The sequence below is a fragment of the Paenibacillus sp. 203 genome (assembly GCF_037027525.1).
Lineage (GTDB): Bacteria > Bacillota > Bacilli > Paenibacillales > Paenibacillaceae > Paenibacillus > Paenibacillus polymyxa_B.
Genome location: NZ_JAXCHD010000004.1, coordinates 509,242 through 528,627, shown reverse-complemented (window position 1 = coordinate 528,627; position 19,386 = coordinate 509,242). Strand labels below are relative to the sequence as shown.

Sequence of the window (19,386 nt, the reverse complement as noted above, 5' to 3'; positions counted from 1 at the left end):
ACTGCAAATAAAGGACTGGAAATTTGACTTTACACGGGAGTTGAAAATCGTATGCAAGCTTCACCTGAACGTCCTCCTGCCGAAGCTCGGCGGAGCAATTCAAGAAAGGGGTTACCCGTAAAGGCTTTTCTGCTATTTTGGTTCATTCTTATTATACTAGGTGCTCTCGCAACCTATCTGTATAGCAATCACTTGAAACAGCAAATGCTAAACGAGATGCAAACCCATACAGACCAACAGATTCAAGCACTCAAATCTGACTATGAAAAGCAACTGACTGCTCTTTCCAAGGAAGTTAGCGGATTGCAGGGCAAAGTCCAGTCCTTCAATGAACTACTGACCTTTACGAAGGATAATGCAAACAATAAGACCGATAACAGCAACAAACTGTATACCCAATTAAACGAAGTCAAGCAGCAGCTCAATACACTTCAGAAAAAAATGGACTTGCTAAAATGAATGTAGACGCAAAACAAGTGAACCGGTTCTTTATGTTGGCCCTTGCTCCTTTTATCGGCTTGTTGGGGTATATTTTGTTAGTGCATCCCTCATTGAGCTTTCCTGGGTCTACTTCTTTGAGTTTGCAAAAAGCTGAAGCCACTCTACAAATGCAATCAGTAGGCAAGCAGCTTGATGAAGCCAAGCAAACGGCAACATACACCTTGTCTACAATTCGCCGGACTTCTGAGCTATACAAGCAAACGACTCAAACGATGAATCAGCTTGTCGTGACTGCCTCTACGCAGTCCAAGCGGCCCGCGATTATCTATGATCGACGCATCACCGCCAAACTGGGGGTTCCCTATGAGCGGGTAGATAGCAATCGGATTACCATTGAATTATTTAAGGTAAACCCGGGAATTTATCATGGCTACGCTATGAAGGTCAAACTTAAAGATCCTACTGCTATGAAAATGTCTTTGGGAAGTGACAAATTGGGTGGCTCCGAAACCACCATGCGTGCAGTCTTGAGACACGGAGCTATTGCAGGCATCAATGCAGGCGGCTTTGCGGATGGAGACGGCAAACGCTATCCATTAAGCACTACTGTCTTGAACGGCCACTACCTTACTGGCTTTCAGTCCAGTTTTAAGGATTTGTCCTTCGTCGGACTGAGTAACGATGGCAAGCTTATCGGTGGCAAATTTTACAGTCAAGGTGCTCTTGACAGCTTAAAGCCTGCCTTTGGTGCTACCTTCGTTCCCGTCCTGCTGCAAAGGGGACAAAAAATGCCTATTCCTGACAAATGGAAAGTCTCCCCCAAGCGGGCCCCACGTACGGTCATTGGCAACTACAAAGATGATCAGTTGCTCATTATTGTCGTAGACGGCTACAATGAAAGCGGGGGTTCGGGCGCGACGCTCGAAGAACTGCAAGGAAAAATGTACAATCTAGGTGTTCAAGATGCCTATAATTTGGACGGAGGCGGTTCCTCGTCGCTTATACTTAACGGTCGAGTCGTAAACAAACCGTCAGATGGTAATTTGCGTCCAGTCCCTACTCATTTTTTGTTCTATAAATAGCTATGTGTAGTCTGCTAACAAATTAAATATGCTTGCCGACGTACGGCTCAATCCGAAAAAAAGCATCACGAACGAATGTCGTGATGCTTTTGCCTCATTTAGGAGGAATACTGTGTCATTTCTGTCAGGCATTGAGCACAAATATAACGGTCTTTGAAATCGTTCACTTGTTCTACTGACCCGCAGAATACACATTTTGGACGATAACGCTCCAAAATAATGTGGTCACCCTGAACCAAAATTTCGACAGGATCTCCCTCATTCATTTGATATCTTTTACGCAGTGACTTAGGCAAAACTATTCTCCCCAGCTGATCAACTTTACGTACCACACCGGCAGGTTTCATCGTGATCGTACACCTCTCCTATTGAGTAATAACTTACAAATTTCTTACCATGCGAAAAACTAGGTACAAAGACACTATTCTTTATGTAGTATTCGCTGTCTTTTTGTCGAATCCTGCTGATCACAGGAAATTTTATTACATTTTTTCATAAAATCATGAACCATATCAAAGTATGGTACAGAATGTCTGTAATATTTTTATCGACCGGAAAGCCAATTATCATTAGCCCTCGCTGAGAAATTTCGCAAATTTTTGACCATACAACCCTTATTTAGTTCCACTATCATGTAGATTTGAGCAATATAGGTGAAACTTTTATTACCAACTAAGGTCCTGGTTCTTTATTCGCATTTATACTTGTTCACTCGATGTTCTTTACGATAAACCTGGAAAATCCATTTGTCTCAACGCTTCATATACGATAATCGCAGCGGAATTCGACAAGTTTAGAGATCTTACTTTATCTGACATAGGCATCTTGATGCATGTATTTGGATTAGCAGCTAGCAGCTCTGGCGGCAAACCTTTCGTTTCTTTACCAAATACCAAGAAGTCTCCATCCTGAAATGCAATATCACTATATCGCTGATTCGCTTTGGTCGTCGCATAAAAAAAGCGACCTTCCTGATATTTCTCCTGCACTTCAGCAAAAGACTCATGATATTCAATGTGGACAGCATACCAATAATCAAGTCCGGCCCGTTTTAACGTAGCATCGTCGGTACGGAAGCCCAGTGGCTTCACCAGATGTAGATGAGTTCCGGTTGCAGCACACGTTCTAGCAATATTCCCTGTGTTAGCCGGGATTTCCGGCTCGACAAGCACAATATGTAATGGCATCACGTTTCGTTCCCTTCATCATTAAATTCATCAGACAAATAACCTACAGTTTAACCAAAGTGTATACCTTGAAAACATACACATTCTTTTATTTTAACAAAATCAGACAGAAATGAACATCAAACGACAAAAACTTCAACCCACACCACTAAAAGCCTTCCCCTATACACATTCAGGGAAGGCTCTACATTTACATTTTCGATTTCAAATATCGTGTATCGAAATATATGTCCGTGTAATCAACTGTTACGTTGCTTGAATCCGTCCATAAACTCGGCTAATGCTTGACAGTTCTCCAGTGGAACAGCATTGTAGATCGAGGCTCGAAGCCCTCCTACACTGCGATGCCCCTTCAGACCGATAAACCCGGCCTGTTCGGATTCCTTAATAAATTGTTTTTCCAGATCCTCGTTCGCGAGGCGGAAGGTTACATTCATGATAGAGCGATCAGCGCTGTCCACACAACCACGATAGAAGCCTTCGCTACTGTCAATACGGTTGTATAGCAAAGCAGCTTTCTGCTGGTTCACACGCTCAATGCCTTCCAAACCGCCTTCTTCCTGAATCCATTTCAGCACTTCATTCACCATGTATATGGCAAAGGATGGGGGAGTATTGTAGAGAGAGTTATTTTTTTCATATGTGCTATAACGCAACATCGTAGGAATATTGTCCGGTGAGGAAGTCAGCAACTCTTCACGGGCAATCACGACCGTCACACCAGAAGGCCCCAGATTTTTTTGTGCGCCAGCATAAATCAATCCAAATTGAGTAACATCAAAAGGCTTGCATAAAATATCACTGGACATGTCCACAATCAAGGGTACGGAACCCGTATCCGGGAATTGCTTAAATTGTGTACCTTCAATCGTTTCGTTGGACGTCATATGCACATAAGCAGTATTCTCAGGCAAGTCCAAGGAATCCACATTCGGAAGACGCATGTACTTCTCATCAGCGGAGGATGCAGCAACATGAGCCTTGCCCAGTAGCTTGGCTTCTTTATAGGCCTTGTCCGACCAGCTACCTGTCATTACATAGCTCCCAGTCTGTCCTTCACTCAAGAAATTTAAAGGCAGCATCGCAAACTGCGTACTTGCGCCACCTTGTAGGAATAACACCTTGTAGCCTTGTGGATTGCCCAGCAGAGATAACAGGCGTTCCTGCGCCTCATTATGAACAGATTCATACACAGCTCCACGGTGAGACATTTCCATGATCGACATCCCTGTTCCCTGGAAATCTACGAATTCAGCTTGTACACGTTCTAGTACTTTGAGCGGCAATGCCGCTGGTCCTGCATTAAAATTGTAGGCTCTCTTACTCAACAAATTCCCATCCCTTCTCTACTCTGGTGTGGATATTATCGCTATGATAGCAGTATTCATAAATGCGTTCAAGACTTGTATAAAAATGTTTTCAATTTCATTTATGATGTGACAGAGTTGTGAATGTTAAGATATTTAACATCTTTATTCTGTGATTTTCACTTTAATATTAAAAGGTCCCCGGCATAAGACCGGAGACCTATTTTGAATAACAACTGTTACCCGTAAGCTAATGCTTGTTATTCAAAGCAGCTATGCTATCGACTTATTAGCAGTCAAAATACAGGCTGTATTCGTGTGGATGAACACGGATGTTCACCGATTTAGCTTCAGAACGTTTGAGCTCTACATAGTTATCAATAAAGTCCTTCGTAAATACGCCGCCTTCAGTCAAGAATTCGTAGTCAGCTTCCAGAGCGTCCAGAGCCTCATCCAATGAACCAGGTACGCTACGAATTTTACCTTTTTCAGCATCAGACAGCTCGTAGATGTTGCTGTCAAGTGGACCATATCCCAATTCGATTGGGTTCAGTTTGCGCTTGATGCCATCCAGACCCGCCATCAGCATTGCTGAGAAGGCAAGGTAAGGGTTAGCTGTGGAGTCCGGTGTACGGAACTCGATCCGACAGCCTTTAGGAGTAACAGCTGCTACTGGAATACGTACAGCCGCAGAACGGTTACCTTTGGAGAATACCAGGTTAACTGGTGCTTCGTAGCCAGGAACGAGACGTTTGAACGAGTTGGTGCTTGGGTTGGTCAAAGCGATCAACGCAGGTGCGTGGTACAGAATACCACCAATGTAATGAAGAGCCATTTCGCTCAGATTAGCATAACCACCTTTTTCATAGAACAAAGGAGTGTCGCCATCGAAAATAGATTGGTGAACGTGCATACCGCTTCCGTTATCCCCAAAAATCGGTTTCGGCATGAATGTTGCCACTTTACCATATTGACGAGCTGTGTTGTGTACAATGTATTTATAAACGAGCAGGTTGTCTGCTGTTTTCTTGAGTGTATCAAAACGGAAGTTGATTTCCGCTTGGCCTGCCGTAGCTACCTCATGGTGATGGCGCTCAATTCTCAGACCTGCTTCTTCAAGCAAACGGCACATTTCACTACGGATATCTTGTTGGGTGTCTACTGGCGCTACAGGTACATATCCGCCCTTCACCCCCACTTTAAAGCCCAGGTTGCCGCCTTCTTCCTTACGGTTCGTGTTCCAAGCTGCTTCCTCGGAATCTACGAAGAAGGAGGAGCTGTTCATGCCGCTTTCGTAGCGTACATCATCAAAGATGAAAAACTCGGACTCAGGTGCAAAAAATGCTGCTGTGCCCACTCCTGCCGATTGCAGAAATGCCTCAGCTTTTTTTGCGATGCCGCGAGGATCGCGGTCGTATTTTTCGCCGTCTGGCGTAGCAATGTCACACAGGATATTCAGTGTAGGATGCTGAGTGAAAGGGTCGATAAAAACCGCTTCTGGATCGGGCAGCATAACCATGTCGGATTCCTCAATGCCACGATAGCCGGGAATGGAAGAACCGTCGAAAGCAACACCGTTAACAAATGTCTCTTCATCTACTTCGGAAGCTGGCAATGAAATATGGTGAGCACGACCAGACAAATCTACAAAACGAAAATCTACCCACTCAATATTATTTTCCTGAATTGTTTTCAATACGTTTTCAACGGACATGTCTTCTTCCTCCCAATTTTTCCGAACATTAAGTCTTATACAACCCTGAAATGTTCATGATCGAATGTTTTTTTCTGTCGTCATTATAAATCTCAAACATGACACGGGTCAATAGCTATGTAAGGTATTTTTTAAACTAATGTTAGATATGCTTACGCCCTTGATAACATTTGAATAGCACAAAAAGCCCGAAACATCGGGCTTTTAGGCAATTTAAATCTCCTTGCTGCGTTGCGGCAAAACTTTTATGCATTAATGTTAAACATTGGTTTTAAGCAATGGTAGTAGGCGTGTGAAATGTTTTCCCCACAGCAGGAGCCAATATTTCCAAATCTTTTAGCAAATCTGAAAATTGATCTGGGAACAGGGATTGTACGCCGTCACCCGTCATCGAGTTGTCAGGGTCTGTATGCATCTCAATAATTAAACCATCCGCTCCGGCAGCTACCGAAGCCTTCGTCATAGGAACAACCAGTTCACGTCTACCTGTGCCATGGCTAGGATCAGAAATGACCGGCAAATGGCTCAACTGTTGCAAAACAGGGATCGCGGACAAGTCGAGCGTATTTCTAGTGTAGGTTTCGAATGTACGAATACCGCGCTCACACAGCATAACATTCGGATTGCCACCTGCCAAGATGTACTCGGCAGCATTCAAGAACTCGTCATAAGTCGAGCTAAAACCGCGTTTGAGCAACACTGGCTTGCCGCAAGTACCCAACTTGCGCAGCAGATCGAAGTTTTGCATATTACGAGTACCTACTTGCAGGATATCGGCATATTCCGCACAAATGTCTACGTATTCAGGTGTCATAACCTCTGTGATGGTCAGGAGGTTGTGCTTTTGGCCCGCCTCAGCCATCATAATCAAACCTTCTACACCCGTTCCTTGGAAGCTGTATGGCCCTGTACGCGGCTTAAAAGCACCCCCACGGAGAACTTGCGCGCCTGCAGCTTTGACCAATCCGGCAATTTCATCTATCTGTGCAGCAGACTCAACAGCACATGGTCCACCCATAATGACAAGCTCGCCCCCGCCGATATTTACACCTTTAATAGAGATAACCGTATTTTCCGGATGAAAATCACGGCTGGCCAATTTATAGGATTTCGATATTTTAACCACATTTTCTACGCCTTTCATTTGACGCAGATGTTCAGCCAGCTTGGGCTCTACGCTACCGATCAGTCCGATGATCGTGCGATCCGATCCCCTTGATACATGAGCCTGCAATCCTTCTTTCTCAATAACTTCAACAATAGCTTGAATATGCTCTTCAGGTGTTTGAACACCAGCGATAACGATCATTTTTTTCTTCCTCTCTATGAAACATATTTTATAAACCAACTTATAGGTTAATATTATGACACTTAGACGCTTGTTCGCTTTTAAGCTTTTATTCGTTAAAGCAACTATACTTGTTTTAGCTATACTCGTCAAGGCTTAATTATCCCGAATTATTCAATATTCTAACTTAGTGAAGCTAACCGGAAAATATCTACAAATTAAAACAATTTAAAAAGCCGCTATCCGGATGGTTGTATCCGAATAACGGCTGTAATCAATCACATACTATTTCGTTGTTTTTGACTTCTCTCGTACAGGAGGCAGTAGTTTTTTCATATCTATGGTTCGCTGAATCTCCCACGTATCCGGGTTAGCCGCATCATACTGCTCCAAATACGTAATAACCTCTTTGGTAATCAGTGTCGGGGTTGAAGCCCCAGAAGTCACAGCCACTTTGGCTACGCCTTCAAGCCACTCTCTCTTCAGCTCGGTTACATCAGAAATACGATAAGCTGTTGTACCAGCAATTTCCTCCGAAACCTGAGCCAATCGGTTTGAATTGTTACTGCGCGGATCACCGACAACGATCACCAGATCCGCCTGCCCAGCCTGCTCAGCTACCGCTTCCTGACGTACCTGCGTCGCCAAACAGATTTCATTGTGTATCTCAGCACCCGGGAACTTCTCCAGCAGCTTTTTCATAATGTGCTTGATGTCCCATTGGCTCATGGTCGTCTGATTCGTGATAAGGATTTTGCCAGCTGGTAACGTAAGACTGTCGATCTCTTCTTCCTTTTCAATCAGATGAACATGGTCAGGAGCAATACCAATAGCTCCCTCTGGCTCTGGATGATTCTTTTTACCAATATAAACAATCTGATAGCCTTCGGCAGACTTCTCCCGAATCAGATCATGCGTCTTTGTGACGTCAGGGCAAGTCGCGTCTACCGTAGTCAGCCCCTTGTCTCGTGCCAGCTTGCGAACCTCTGGTGATACGCCATGAGCAGTGAAGATAACAGTGCCGCTCTCTACCTGGCTTAAAATCTCCATACGGTTCGGGCCGTCCAGTGTAATAATCCCTTCGTCTTCAAAGGAATTGGTGACATGACTGTTATGCACAATCATGCCCAATATATAAATAGGCCGGGGTAAGTCCAGATTTCTGGCTGCCTGACGAGCCAATACCATGGCATCGACTACGCCGTAGCAGTAACCCCGGGGCGAAATTCTGAGTACTTCCAAAATGAGCCCCCGCTTTCTTCGACACAGTATACAGCTCCGATAACTCGGTAGCTGTGGGCATCCTAGCCTTTACCGGCCAATTCTATGATGTAGTTGCCTTCCTATTATAGCCTATTCCAAAGGCGCGGAAAAGCTGACCGGAAGCCAGATGACAAATGTCGTTCCTTCTCCTTGGCGCGTAACCACTTCCACAGACCCGTGATGTTCATCAATAATCCACTTGGCAATAGATAGCCCCAACCCAATTCCCTCTGTCACCCCGCGTGATTCATCTGCCCGGTAAAAGCGGTCAAAAATAAAGGGAACCTCACTCTTGTCCATTCCAATGCCCGTATCACTGATCCGTAGGCCCACCTGTCCTTGATAAACAATGGCATCAAATCGGACTGTGCCCTCAGGCGTGTATTTGAATGCATTATCAATGAAAATGAATAGCATTTGCTGCAAATAATCCTTGCTGCCATCCATATAAATACCATTCAGCAACGAAAAATCTCCCACATTCCATTCGGCCGTTCGCTCTAAAAACTGAGCACGACGGGCAACCTCACTTACAAGTGGTTCCAGCGCAACGGGAGTCTTATCGAACGTTTTCCCTGTGTCCGCTCTCGCGAGTGACAACATATCACTCACCAAACGGCTCATCCGTTTGCCTTCATCCGCCATGTCATTTAATGCCTCCATAGAAAGCTCGCGAATCATCTCTTCATCCATATTCGGTCGCTCTCCTGGTTCGGTAGTCCACATTTTGAGTAAAAAATCAACGTTGCCACGGATCGTCGTTAGCGGCGTACGAAGCTCATGGGAAGCATCAGCCACAAAACGGCGCTGTGCACCGTACGCATCTTCCAGCTCCTTGTAAAACACCTCTGTGCGCCCCAGCATGTTGTTAACTGTCCCGATTAATTGACCAATTTCATCTGGTGGTCCGTCATATTCAATCCGAACACTCAAATCATTACTGGATTGAATCTGATTGGCCCCCTCAATGACCTTGACCAGCGGCTTCATAGACTTTCGAGCCAGAAAGAGACCTGAAGTCGCAGCAGCGAGTAATGCAAACAACGAGCCGTATACAAGCACATTTTGTAACCTGTTCATGAGTCGGTCCTGAGAGCCCGTGAATTGTCCTACCTGTAGCAGCCCGACCACCAAGCCCAACTCCTCGGATTTGATCGGCTGTTGAATAATCATAAAGGAATCCCCATTTACGTTCACACGTCGAATTCCCTCATTTTGAACTGCTCCTGCCGCTGTGGAGGGGACAGGGAAGGTGATATTGAGGTCTTTCATATTTTGGGTCGTTTTCGTTACACCAGACGTATAATTGTAAATTTGTACATAGAGCTGTGAGTCATCTATTCCACGTCCCTGCTCTAATCCCAAATCCAGGTTGGGGACTTCAAACAATCCCCCTTTTATAATAAGGCGTAATTGCTTGTTAATCTGTGGCGCCTGAGTCATAAGCTGACTTTTCACTTCATTATATGTGTAGTAATATACTAGTCCGTAAGTAACCAGACCAAAAATGACTAGTACTATAGCCAAGATGCTCGAATACCAGGCCGTCAGCCGCCACCGAATAGACATATTACACATCACCTCTTAAAATATAGCCAGCTCCCCGAATTGTACGAATGAGTCGTTTACCGCCATCCTGCTCCGTTTTTTGTCGTAGCATGGCAATGTATACTTCCAGCACATTCGATTCTCCGCTATAGTCATAGCCCCAAATTTTGTCCATAATCAGATCACGCGACAGAACACGCTTCGGGTTTTGCATGAACAAATGGAGCAGTTCAAATTCTTTGGCCGTCAGTTCCAAACGTTTGCCGCCACGAACCACTTCACGGGATTCGTTATCCAGTTGTAAATCCTCGAAGGTAAGCCGATTTCCGTTATTGTCCTGTTGTTCGGTTTTACGCCGCAAAAGCGCTCGCACTCGTGCCAGTAGCTCCTCTAGAGCGAACGGCTTAACGAGATAATCATCGGCCCCTAGATCCAACCCCTTAACCCGATTCTCAACCTCATCCTTGGCTGTAAGCATCAGGACAGGTACCGTACTTCCACCCTCCCGCATACGACGGCATACCTCAAAACCATCGACCTGCGGCATCATTACATCCAGCACGACCACATCAGGCTCAGCTGTCAACATTTTATTTAATCCTTCTGCTCCATTGGCGGCTGTCAGCACTTCATAACCTTCAAATGCCAGCCCTCTGCGCAGCATGGAAACAATTTTTTCATCGTCATCAATGATTAGAATAGTAGAACGCATACACGATCGAACTCCTTTATCTCTTCTTTTCCTTCTATTGTAGCAGGAGTAGACGCGTGTAGCATCTGGCTGCTTCATATAGCAAGAAACGGAAGGGATCTTCCTTCCGTTTCTTACGTGCACTTGTTCATTTTTGTAGAGTTTTCATCTTATTGCTGAAGCGTCGAGCTAAAGTCATTTTTGTTGCCAATTTTCAGCTGAACATCTTTTTTCTGCCCAGCTCGTTCGATGTTAAGTGTCAGCGCTGTACCCACTTTTTGTTTTTGAATGAACTGGATCAGCTCTTGTGATGTGCTATAAGGCGTGCCATTCGCTCCGATAATCACATCGTAAGGACGCAGATCGGCCTGATAAGCTGGTGATTTGTATATAATATCCCGTACAACCGAGCCTTCGGTCAGGGATGTACCCAGTTCTTTGGCTACTTCAGGACTTAAATTTAACAGACTTGCACCAATGAAAGGTACAGGTTCTTTCGGAATAGGCTGGTTATTTTTCAGCTTATCGACGACTTCCAAAATCGTATTGGACGGAATCGCAAACCCGATTCCCTGTGCGTCTGCACTAACAGCTACGTTCATACCGATAACCTGCCCTTGCAGATTTAACAGCGGTCCGCCAGAGTTACCAGGGTTAATGGACGCATCCGTCTGAATGAGATGCTTGTATTGCGTCGGTTTTCCAGTCGATTCACTATTAATAGTGATCGTACGTTCTTTCGCACTTAGCACCCCGGCTGTTACCGAATGTTCAAAGCCTTCAGGATTGCCGATTGCGACCATCCATTCGCCGACTTTAGCGTTATCGGAGTCACCCAAAGTTACTGTCGGAAAGTTGTTTTTGCCTTCAATTTTAAGTACCGCCAAATCAAGATCAGCATTTTTGCCCAAGACTTTGGCTTCGTAAGGCTTATTAGTTCCCTCTACTGTAACCTGAACCACACTCGCGCCTTCAACAACATGGTTGTTGGTTAGAACGTAACCCGATTTATCAAAAATAAAGCCGGAACCAATACCAAGCGGAGTCAGCTGCCCGCTGTTGCTACCTTCATTTTCATTACTGTTACCGCTGCTGCCACTGTCACCATACTGATTACCGAAAAAGTATTGATACAGCGGGTCATTGTAATAAGGGCTGCTTTGTCTGCCACTGCTACCACTGGTTTGTTTGGCAAGCGTTTCGATTTTGACGACTGCCGGTCCAGCCTTGGCCACAACAGATTGAACATCAGCGGTACCTGAAGGCATCACAGCCGGAACTGCGCTTGGAGTCGAGCTGGTGGTTCCTGAATTAGTCGTTTCTCCGCTTTCAGCTGCCGCCGAAGTCAACGCCGTCTCGGGTGTGAACATATTTGTTCGGTCAGCTGTATACATCAATACCGTAATGACCAGCATCCCGGCCAAAAAAGATAAGAATATTGTTTTTACCTGCGACTTGGGCTTATTCGGTTTGAATTGCCAGTTGCCGCCATTCCGACCCGAACCATCCTGCTGCTCAGGCATAGCCCGATGGTAAGAGGGAGGAAGAGGTCTCACTGCCTGCGGTGGCGTAATCTCAACATCCTTTTCCAACGACTGCCCTTCCTTACGTTGTCCGTCCGATTGAACTGAAGAAAAAGGGCCGTAAGAATAATAATATGAGGAACCGTTCGAATCGTTTTGGCGAGTTGCGTTATCGGTATCAACCTGATCGTTGTCGTTCCGGCGTCCGGAGTTATTATTTTTAAATTCGTCCATTGTATATCTCCTCCCAAACCCTATGCTTCAAGGTGGTGTTGTTTAACTGACTTTATTTTGCACTTTAAACCTTAATTCCACCTTAAAAAAATTAAAAAGGAGATAAAACCTTAGACCTATTGTACCTAATCACTTTTACTTAAAACGAAATGCCCCGGATATAATCCGGAGCATTATCGATTGTATATGCTTTTTTATTTCGTGTTAAAGTTTTCGTCGAACTTTTCGTTCGGTGTTTGAGCATTGTTTTGAATTTTGTTGCGGCTGGAGTTTTGAACTTTTTGCGCTACTGCACCTGTACCGCCTTGATCTGTTGCAAATTCTTCATCATACTTCTCATTTGGTGTCTGGAAGTTGTCTTGAATTTTATTTTGTTCAGACTGCTTTACCTTTTGTGAAACGACACCTACCGTATTGTCTTGTGCAAATTCCGCTTTGAACTGATTTCCTGTGCTTGCCTTGAAGCCTTTGTTCGTGAAAGAACTTCCGCCTTGATTTGGCATAATTCTCAACCTCCCAGTATGTTTTGCGGGATAAGCTCATCCCGCAACATAGTATGTGATGTTGGAAAAAACAATATTCAAGGATTATATGGAAGCATCCAGTGTCGCACTCGGAATGGTTTTATGCGTTTCTATCGCCTTTTGGAGCGATTTTACCATCTTTTCCGTACATTTTCCGTTCCCTTTTTTTATAATTTGAACATCCACATCTTTCTTGCCCCATTCAGAATACACCTGCCGGGTTGTTTTAAAATACAAATCAATTTTATTGCCCTTAATCGCAGAACCTGTATCTGCTACAATCCCGTATCCATAACCTGGAATGTACAATATGCTTCCCAAAGGAAACGTTTTGGGATCAGCCGCAATCGTAGACAGTGTGTTCTTGTCACGACGCACTTTTACACCGGAATACGTAATACCGTAGCCGGGATGACTTGGCCGTTTGCCAGTCGATTCATAGCCTGCTGTATATCCTGTAGCCGTGACCGTCATGGTCGTAATAACCTGCTCCTCGCGTGGAGCCAAAACAGGTGTGGACTGCCATTTTTTATGCTGGACCGGTTCTTTGTGACCGTAAACTTCATTGCCGGGCAATACCAGACAGGTTGCAATTAACACGGTTCCCAAAATCCGTTTCCATACCAACATGGATCTCATAAAAAACCTCCCCTTGAGGCAAAGGCTTTCCAGAAATCCATTGCTTTATACGAAAAGATTATTATTTTTGAACATCCTGACCTGGATAAAGTCTGCTCAGCTTCACTTTATCTTCAAAAATATGCAGGAGTGTCCGCACTATGGGGGTGTGCTCATCGTCTGTGTGCAATATAATGGAAGCAGGAGAAATCGAAATAAGGGTGCTTACGATTCGATCTTCGACCTCCATTTCTAGTTCAATGCCTGGCATCTCGACAATGATGTCATCTGCATCAGGAGTCGGTATGGGCACCATGGCACTATCCAGAATCGTAAAATTATGTCCGCCTTGGTGAAGTACGTGTACGAGCGGAACTTTGCTTTCCTGAAAAAAAACAAAATATTTAAGCAGCCCCATAAATTCTTCGTATTGCCGATCTGCCCAGAATTCTTCCATGGCATAGTCGACGATTTCTTCAAGCTCTTTTTTATACGCATGGAGCCTAAATTGAATCAGTCCTTCCAAATTGATCACATGAAGCTCCTTAAAATCCTTCTCCAGAAGAGTGGTCAGCTTACCATGACGCTTCAAACGGCCTCTCGGACCATCATCGTTTAACAGTGAACGAATCATACTGCGAATTTGCTCTGTATCCTCTTTCTCCAGCAGCGAACAGGCTTTGGTGAGAATGAGATTGAGCAATCCCCACTCCTTGACTTCGATAATATAATCCGCTATTGCCGAAGACATGATGCTGTATACACAGGGGAGAAAGCTTTCAAACGCCGAATTGCTTTCTGTGCCCTTGCAGGTCCATGCCACTTTGTTGTCCAGCTGTCTGAAAGTGAATCGAAATCCGCGCCGTGACATATGTAGTCCCTTTGTTCTACTTTTGACCACTTCATAAAACCGGTTGGTTTCCTGATCTCCGTCTGTATTGGTCCACACTGTAAACAGTTCCATTGGCTCACTCCTTTCGATCACTGCTTTCAGTATATGGCGGCCTCTAAAGGGTTATACGAAGTGAACGACTGGAAACAGAAAGACATATCCAAAAGAGGATGATCAAGTTTCAAAAAGCTGGTTTGGCGTGTTATAAACAATTACTGTGATATAGGAAATAACGAAAGACGTTTGAATATTTAGGGTGGGGTATGTTAAGGTTATAGTAATATGAATTTTTCACAAGAGGGAGGAGATAAGATGTTAACGATGCTGAACATGCTGCGTACATTCATGATCGTCATATTGAGCCTCGTTCAGATTTTGTCCCTTCCTGTGACGTTTCATGCGGAAGACACCACTCAATCCCTCCAGTTTACTGCGGGATCTTCTGTCGTGCCTCATGCTGATGTTTCCTCGTTAGAAACAGATTCTCACGGTCTGGAACACCATTCCAAACCAGCTATACGCAAATCCTCCCCTTTACTTCATCTGGTGATCGCTGCGGCCAAATCACTTCCCTTTGTCATTTTGATAGCGCTTGTGCTGTTATTGAGCATCCCTAAACTACGTCTGCCTTTTATTCCTGTCATTTGCAAACTAAAGAAGCAATTATACTTGTTCCCCATCAAATTCACCTCTAGTTATGTGGCTTAACCTCCCTTTGCATGCAGATCACCACATTCGCATGTCTATTTGTTAATATTTCCCAATAGCTGTAATACGTAAGTGTATGTATCAGGTTTTTTACGTTAATTCATAAAATTTAATACAAAAAGAAAGTTTCCATGTCACTCCCAGAGTATGTGATTTATTTCCCATACCATTCATTTAAATAACGTATCGTACAGGAGGCTTTATAAATGGATATTCGAGAGTCTATTTTGCCAGGAATCGGGATTAAGTATCGAATAGATGCAGAGAGTGGCGACCGAATTGTCATTATTATTCATGATGATGGCAGGCGCGAGTTGTATCACTTTGATTACGAGGATCTGGAACAAAGTATTTCTATGACAACCCTGAATGATCAGGAAGCGCGATTGGTAGCCTCCATCATCGGGGGTATGACATATAAGCCCAAACAGCTTGAAAGTGTAGAAATGACGTTTGATGATTTTATTATCGAATGGTATAGAGTGGAATCCCACTATGCAAGTGTCGGCAAATCCATCGGTGAGCTGGATGTAAGGCAAAATTCGGGAGCCACTGTTATTGCCATTGTGGAGAAAAAAGGAATGAAATATGTAAATCCTGGTCCTGAAGTGATTATTAACGATGATGCCACTGTAGTCGTTGTTGGGGAACGCGATCAGCAAAAACGCTTTAAACAAATCCTTATGAACGGAAGCGGGTGATTGGATGGATCATCTGGTATTTGAGGTTGGATTGGCAATTGCTCTCATCGCTGCAGCTGGACTTATTTCCTCCAAACTGCGCTTCTCGGTCATCCCTTTTTATATCCTGATCGGAATGGCAGTTGGGCCGCATGCGATGGAGCTATGGCATTTTGATTTTCGCTTTATCGAAAGCGCCCCATTTATTGATTTTATGGGAAGAATCGGAGTGCTGTTTCTTCTCTTCTACTTGGGTCTCGAGTTCTCAGTAGGTCGGTTAATTAAATCAGGCCGTTCCATTGCCGTGGGCGGCACCATTTATATTGGCATCAATTTTACACTGGGGCTGGCTCTTGGCTTCCTGAGCGGCTTTCCTGTAGCAGAGACACTGGTTATCGCCGGAATTACAACAATATCATCCAGTGCTATTGCTGCGAAGGTGCTGGTAGATCTCAAGCGGACTGCCAATGCAGAAACAGAAATGATTTTGGGCATTATTATGTTCGAGGATGTTTTCCTCGCCGTATACATCTCCATCCTCTCCGGATTGGTTCTTAGTGATTCATCCTCGCTCGGGGGTGTGCTGCTATCAGCGCTAATCGCGCTTGGCTTTATGCTTGCAGTCATTATTATCGGCCGTAAGGCCGTCCCTCTGTTAAATCGGATTCTCCGTATTCGCTCCAATGAGGTATTCGGACTTGTTGTTTTTGGCTCTCTGTTTCTGGTGGCTGGTTTTTCGGAAACGATTCATGTGGCGGAAGCTATCGGCGCCCTGTTGGTCGGTCTGGTACTGGCCGAAACGGAACATGCCAAACGAATCGAGCATTTAATTGTTCCTTTCCGCGATTTCTTTGGTGCCCTGTTTTTCTTCAGCTTTGGACTTTCCATCGATCCACTGTCCCTGGGAGGAAACGCGATATGGCTTGCGCTGGCAGCAGTCGTCCTCACGTTGTTTGGTAACATTTGGGCAGGAATGCTGGCTGGGCGTACGGCCTTCTTATCTCCCAAAGCGTCAGCAAATATCGGTCTGACCATTGTGGCACGGGGTGAATTTTCGATTATCATGGCCAACTTGGGCAAGGAAGGCGGTTTGCTTGATATTGTTCAACCCTTTGCAGCTATCTATGTACTCATACTGGCGATTCTTGGACCACTTCTGACAAAGCAGTCAAAACCTATCTTTAATATGTTAAACAAAATATTTAAGTTCAAGGACCCCCGCCTACGAAAGGAAGAAAGTAACTCGGCATAACTGCAAAAGCTGGATACGACAATCCATAGGAGGGAAGGCTATGCCGCACGCTGTAAAACATGCCGAAACTCTATGAGGCGGCTTATAAAGCCCACTTCAGGAGATGCGAGCAGGTTCCCTGTCTTTTATACGGTGATTGGTGGAATTACGGCATCCGTCGGTCTGGAATTGTTTTTACATCCGCATGATATGATCGCTGGAGGCGTCACGGGGATCTCCAGACTCATGTCGCTTTATACACAAGAGCATTTTGGGTTACTGCTATTCGTTTTGAACTTGCCACTCATGTTGCTGTATTCTCTGTCTACTCACAAACCCATGCTGCATCGAGCACTACCCGGCTTGTTCGCCTTTTCGGGCTCAGCCATTATTCTTTCGCCTTTTCCGGCAGTGAGTGGCCATCCGGTCGTATGCGCTTTGGGCGGCGGCATCTGTATCGGTCTTGGCGCAGGGCTGGCAGCTCGTCATGGTGGTCTGCTCGATTCACTAGGACTTAACGAATCTGACGATGGCCGTCCATCCACATTGTTGCTAACACACCGTAAGATTCCATTAATACAGATTGTTATGCTGTGTAATGGTCTGCTGCTCATTATCGCCGGCTTTGTGCTAGGCTGGGAGCCAGCTCTCTATTCAGCCTTATCCTGCCTCGCCGCCTATGAAACGACCCGGCTGATGTTTACCGGTCTGACGCGTATGGTTTGTGTTGTCAGCAAGAAACAGCAAACCGTCGAGGATGCCATATATCGCAGGCTGCGTATACACAGCACACCTGTTGGAGGCTCTGCACAGATAGAGGGTAAGATTAAAAGCGAATCTGAGGATAAAAAAGAACAAATGGTCATCGTTTACAACGTTCAACTGTTGGATTTGCAGCGTTTTAAGGCAGTCATCCAAATGGCTGACCCGCAGGCTGAGATCATGTATATGAAACGATGGAAAACATAGCAAAGTAACACATCAAAAAACGCTTATCTACACTAATCCTTATACATAGATTAGTGATGGATAAGCGTTTTGTAATTAACAATATATTAACGGATATTAATTTTGCATGATAAAATCATGTTCAATACTGCTGGCACTGTCAAAAGTACGAATAATATCATAACGGGTATTGCGCTGTGCCGGAATGTGACCCGTCTCGCGGATCAACTGTAAAATGGATTCGATGTTTACCTTATACGTTGCGCCTGCAGCGGAAACTACGTTTTCCTCAATCATGGTGCTACCAAAATCATCGCAACCATAGTATAACGATTTTTTACCGATTTCAGGTCCCATAGTTACCCATGAGGATTGAATATGCTTGATGTTATCCAATACAAGACGACTGATCGCAACGGTCTTCAGATATTCCTCTGGCGTCTGGCGTTCCTTCTTCAGATTGGTATTGTCTGGCTGGAAGGTCCAAGGAATAAAGGCCAAAAATCCTTCAGAATTATATTTGTTTTCAATGCATTCGTCCTGAGCATCACGAACACGCAACAAATGCAGCGCACGCTCCTCCATCAACTCGCCGAAGCCGATAACCATCGTAGCGGTTGTGTTCATCCCAACCTTGTGAGCCGTTTGCATGACATCCATCCAATCACGCCAAGAGCCTTTGAGACGGCTAATTTTGCGGCGTGTGCGGTCATCCAAAATTTCTCCGCCTCCGCCCGGAAGCGAATCCAATCCAGCTTCATGAATGGCTCGAATCGTGTCTTCCATGGATAGACCGGATTTTTCCTTCATTTTGTGAATTTCAGCTGGCGAGAAGGAGTGCATCGTAATATCGGGAAAACGCTCCTTAATAGCTTTCAGCAAATCCGTATAATAACTGAACGGCAGATTGGGATTTACACCGCCTTGCATTAGAATTTCGGTGCCACCTACCTCCTGCGTTTCCTTGATCTTCTGAAAGATCACCTCATCCGGCAAAACATAACCTTCATCGGAACCCGGTCTACGGTAAAAAGCGCAGAAGCGACAGTATACGTCACATACGTTCGTATAGTTAATATTTCGTCCGATGACGAAGGTTTTAATGGGATCGGGGTGCATGCGATTCATGACTTTATTCGCCGCGTGACCTATTTTTTCTACCTCGTCTGATTCGAACAAAGCAACGGTATCCTCTAAATTCAGGCGTTCGCCGCGTAGGGCTTTATCTAAAATATGGTCGATTACACTCATGGTGTATCCTCCTTCGCTGTCACAGGGCGACGAAATGAACGACAGGACTTATGAACGAGAATGCTTTCACAAACCTGCGTTCGAACCCTGCCGTAATGTATGTTCATGACTGGCCTTGTATGTTGTCTGTGCTATTTAGCATAGTAAAACCTAATGATAATACTAACATATCTTTAGGTAAGGAACCATACTTATTCCCGCTTCTTTCTGCTTTTCACCTAGGAAAACAGGCAACTGCCAAGCTTATCTCAACATT

19 protein-coding genes are annotated in these 19,386 nt (G+C 44.8%); 6 read left to right on the top strand and 13 right to left on the bottom strand.

The window, feature by feature from the left end; all coding sequences use genetic code 11:
- Positions 1-51 precede the first annotated feature (51 nt).
- Complete coding sequence (locus WA407_RS11895) at positions 52-459, top strand: hypothetical protein (RefSeq protein ID WP_013309441.1); 408 nt, start codon at positions 52-54, stop codon at positions 457-459.
- Positions 456-1,523 carry a phosphodiester glycosidase family protein gene (locus WA407_RS11890; RefSeq protein ID WP_235307888.1) on the top strand — a complete coding sequence of 356 codons (1,068 nt, stop codon included), beginning with the start codon at positions 456-458 and terminating at the stop codon, positions 1,521-1,523. The genes WA407_RS11895 and WA407_RS11890 overlap by 4 nt, the downstream gene beginning before the upstream one ends.
- A gap of 98 nt (positions 1,524-1,621) precedes the next feature.
- On the opposite strand, the gene WA407_RS11885 is transcribed toward WA407_RS11890, so the two are convergent.
- The 12 genes from WA407_RS11885 to WA407_RS11830 all read right to left on the bottom strand — a co-directional run bounded on the left by WA407_RS11885 (position 1,622) and on the right by WA407_RS11830 (position 14,384).
- Positions 1,622-1,870: an AbrB/MazE/SpoVT family DNA-binding domain-containing protein gene (locus WA407_RS11885; RefSeq protein ID WP_013309439.1), complete on the bottom strand. Its 249-nt coding sequence runs from the start codon at positions 1,868-1,870 to the stop codon at positions 1,622-1,624.
- Between the two features lie 375 nt (positions 1,871-2,245).
- Positions 2,246-2,710, bottom strand: a complete 465-nt coding sequence (gene trmL / locus WA407_RS11880) for a tRNA (uridine(34)/cytosine(34)/5-carboxymethylaminomethyluridine(34)-2'-O)-methyltransferase TrmL (protein WP_061829161.1) — start codon at positions 2,708-2,710, stop codon at positions 2,246-2,248.
- A 239-nt stretch (positions 2,711-2,949) separates the two neighbouring features.
- Positions 2,950-4,041 carry a 3-phosphoserine/phosphohydroxythreonine transaminase gene (gene serC / locus WA407_RS11875; protein ID WP_336077417.1) on the bottom strand — a complete coding sequence of 364 codons (1,092 nt, stop codon included), beginning with the start codon at positions 4,039-4,041 and terminating at the stop codon, positions 2,950-2,952.
- A 265-nt stretch (positions 4,042-4,306) separates the two neighbouring features.
- Complete coding sequence (glnA, locus tag WA407_RS11870; RefSeq protein ID WP_061829159.1) at positions 4,307-5,731, bottom strand: type I glutamate--ammonia ligase; 1,425 nt, start codon at positions 5,729-5,731, stop codon at positions 4,307-4,309.
- Positions 5,732-6,002: 271 nt separating this feature from the next.
- Positions 6,003-7,040, bottom strand: coding sequence for a 3-deoxy-7-phosphoheptulonate synthase (gene aroF, locus WA407_RS11865; RefSeq protein WP_336077416.1), 1,038 nt, complete (start codon positions 7,038-7,040; stop codon positions 6,003-6,005).
- 264 nt (positions 7,041-7,304) lie between these two features.
- Positions 7,305-8,261 carry a 4-hydroxy-3-methylbut-2-enyl diphosphate reductase gene (locus tag WA407_RS11860; protein WP_013309434.1) on the bottom strand — a complete coding sequence of 319 codons (957 nt, stop codon included), beginning with the start codon at positions 8,259-8,261 and terminating at the stop codon, positions 7,305-7,307.
- 111 nt (positions 8,262-8,372) lie between these two features.
- Positions 8,373-9,851: a sensor histidine kinase gene (locus tag WA407_RS11855; protein WP_061829156.1), complete on the bottom strand. Its 1,479-nt coding sequence runs from the start codon at positions 9,849-9,851 to the stop codon at positions 8,373-8,375.
- A gap of 1 nt (position 9,852) precedes the next feature.
- Entirely contained in the window at positions 9,853-10,542 is a 690-nt protein-coding gene (locus tag WA407_RS11850; protein ID WP_013309432.1) for a response regulator transcription factor, read from the bottom strand.
- Positions 10,543-10,691: 149 nt separating this feature from the next.
- Entirely contained in the window at positions 10,692-12,278 is a 1,587-nt protein-coding gene (locus WA407_RS11845) for a S1C family serine protease (protein WP_336077415.1), read from the bottom strand.
- A gap of 194 nt (positions 12,279-12,472) precedes the next feature.
- Entirely contained in the window at positions 12,473-12,781 is a 309-nt protein-coding gene (locus WA407_RS11840; RefSeq protein ID WP_069291489.1) for a hypothetical protein, read from the bottom strand.
- Between the two features lie 84 nt (positions 12,782-12,865).
- A complete protein-coding gene (locus WA407_RS11835) occupies positions 12,866-13,441 on the bottom strand; it encodes a 3D domain-containing protein (protein WP_069291488.1) in 576 nt (191 codons plus the stop codon).
- Positions 13,442-13,502: 61 nt separating this feature from the next.
- Positions 13,503-14,384, bottom strand: a complete 882-nt coding sequence (locus WA407_RS11830) for a putative sporulation protein YtxC (protein ID WP_336077414.1) — start codon at positions 14,382-14,384, stop codon at positions 13,503-13,505.
- Positions 14,385-14,624: 240 nt separating this feature from the next.
- Between WA407_RS11830 and WA407_RS11825 the strand changes: the two genes are divergently transcribed.
- From WA407_RS11825 to WA407_RS11810, 4 genes are all read left to right on the top strand, one after another.
- Positions 14,625-15,020, top strand: a complete 396-nt coding sequence (locus WA407_RS11825; protein WP_069291487.1) for a hypothetical protein — start codon at positions 14,625-14,627, stop codon at positions 15,018-15,020.
- A 206-nt stretch (positions 15,021-15,226) separates the two neighbouring features.
- On the top strand, positions 15,227-15,721 hold the full coding sequence (locus WA407_RS11820) for a cation:proton antiporter regulatory subunit (protein WP_013309426.1): 495 nt from the start codon (positions 15,227-15,229) through the stop codon (positions 15,719-15,721).
- 4 nt (positions 15,722-15,725) lie between these two features.
- The gene (locus tag WA407_RS11815; protein WP_336077413.1) at positions 15,726-16,952 is read left to right on the top strand and encodes a cation:proton antiporter; all 1,227 of its coding nucleotides are present in this window, start codon (positions 15,726-15,728) and stop codon (positions 16,950-16,952) included.
- Positions 16,953-17,036: 84 nt separating this feature from the next.
- A complete protein-coding gene (locus WA407_RS11810) occupies positions 17,037-17,900 on the top strand; it encodes a YitT family protein (protein WP_336077472.1) in 864 nt (287 codons plus the stop codon).
- Positions 17,901-17,996: 96 nt separating this feature from the next.
- Here the strand turns inward: WA407_RS11810 and mqnC are convergent, their stop codons facing one another.
- Entirely contained in the window at positions 17,997-19,130 is a 1,134-nt protein-coding gene (gene mqnC / locus WA407_RS11805) for a cyclic dehypoxanthinyl futalosine synthase (protein WP_061829148.1), read from the bottom strand.
- Positions 19,131-19,386: the final 256 nt, after the last annotated feature.

What these genes read in the sequence shown, in the direction of transcription:
- WA407_RS11885 (WP_013309439.1), bottom strand. Translation starts at nt 1,870, where the DNA reads ATGAAACCTGCCGGTGTGGTACGTAAAGTTGATCAGCTGGGGAGAATA.
- WA407_RS11855 (WP_061829156.1), bottom strand. Translation starts at nt 9,851, where the DNA reads ATGTCTATTCGGTGGCGGCTGACGGCCTGGTATTCGAGCATCTTGGCT.
- WA407_RS11835 (WP_069291488.1), bottom strand. Translation starts at nt 13,441, where the DNA reads ATGAGATCCATGTTGGTATGGAAACGGATTTTGGGAACCGTGTTAATT.
- mqnC (WP_061829148.1), bottom strand. Translation starts at nt 19,130, where the DNA reads ATGAGTGTAATCGACCATATTTTAGATAAAGCCCTACGCGGCGAACGC.
- WA407_RS11840 (WP_069291489.1), bottom strand. Translation starts at nt 12,781, where the DNA reads ATGCCAAATCAAGGCGGAAGTTCTTTCACGAACAAAGGCTTCAAGGCA.
- WA407_RS11890 (WP_235307888.1), top strand. Translation starts at nt 456, where the DNA reads ATGAATGTAGACGCAAAACAAGTGAACCGGTTCTTTATGTTGGCCCTT.
- aroF (WP_336077416.1), bottom strand. Translation starts at nt 7,040, where the DNA reads ATGATCGTTATCGCTGGTGTTCAAACACCTGAAGAGCATATTCAAGCT.
- WA407_RS11830 (WP_336077414.1), bottom strand. Translation starts at nt 14,384, where the DNA reads ATGGAACTGTTTACAGTGTGGACCAATACAGACGGAGATCAGGAAACC.
- WA407_RS11825 (WP_069291487.1), top strand. Translation starts at nt 14,625, where the DNA reads ATGTTAACGATGCTGAACATGCTGCGTACATTCATGATCGTCATATTG.
- WA407_RS11820 (WP_013309426.1), top strand. Translation starts at nt 15,227, where the DNA reads ATGGATATTCGAGAGTCTATTTTGCCAGGAATCGGGATTAAGTATCGA.
- WA407_RS11895 (WP_013309441.1), top strand. Translation starts at nt 52, where the DNA reads ATGCAAGCTTCACCTGAACGTCCTCCTGCCGAAGCTCGGCGGAGCAAT.
- WA407_RS11845 (WP_336077415.1), bottom strand. Translation starts at nt 12,278, where the DNA reads ATGGACGAATTTAAAAATAATAACTCCGGACGCCGGAACGACAACGAT.
- WA407_RS11850 (WP_013309432.1), bottom strand. Translation starts at nt 10,542, where the DNA reads ATGCGTTCTACTATTCTAATCATTGATGACGATGAAAAAATTGTTTCC.
- WA407_RS11815 (WP_336077413.1), top strand. Translation starts at nt 15,726, where the DNA reads ATGGATCATCTGGTATTTGAGGTTGGATTGGCAATTGCTCTCATCGCT.
- glnA (WP_061829159.1), bottom strand. Translation starts at nt 5,731, where the DNA reads ATGTCCGTTGAAAACGTATTGAAAACAATTCAGGAAAATAATATTGAG.
- trmL (WP_061829161.1), bottom strand. Translation starts at nt 2,710, where the DNA reads ATGCCATTACATATTGTGCTTGTCGAGCCGGAAATCCCGGCTAACACA.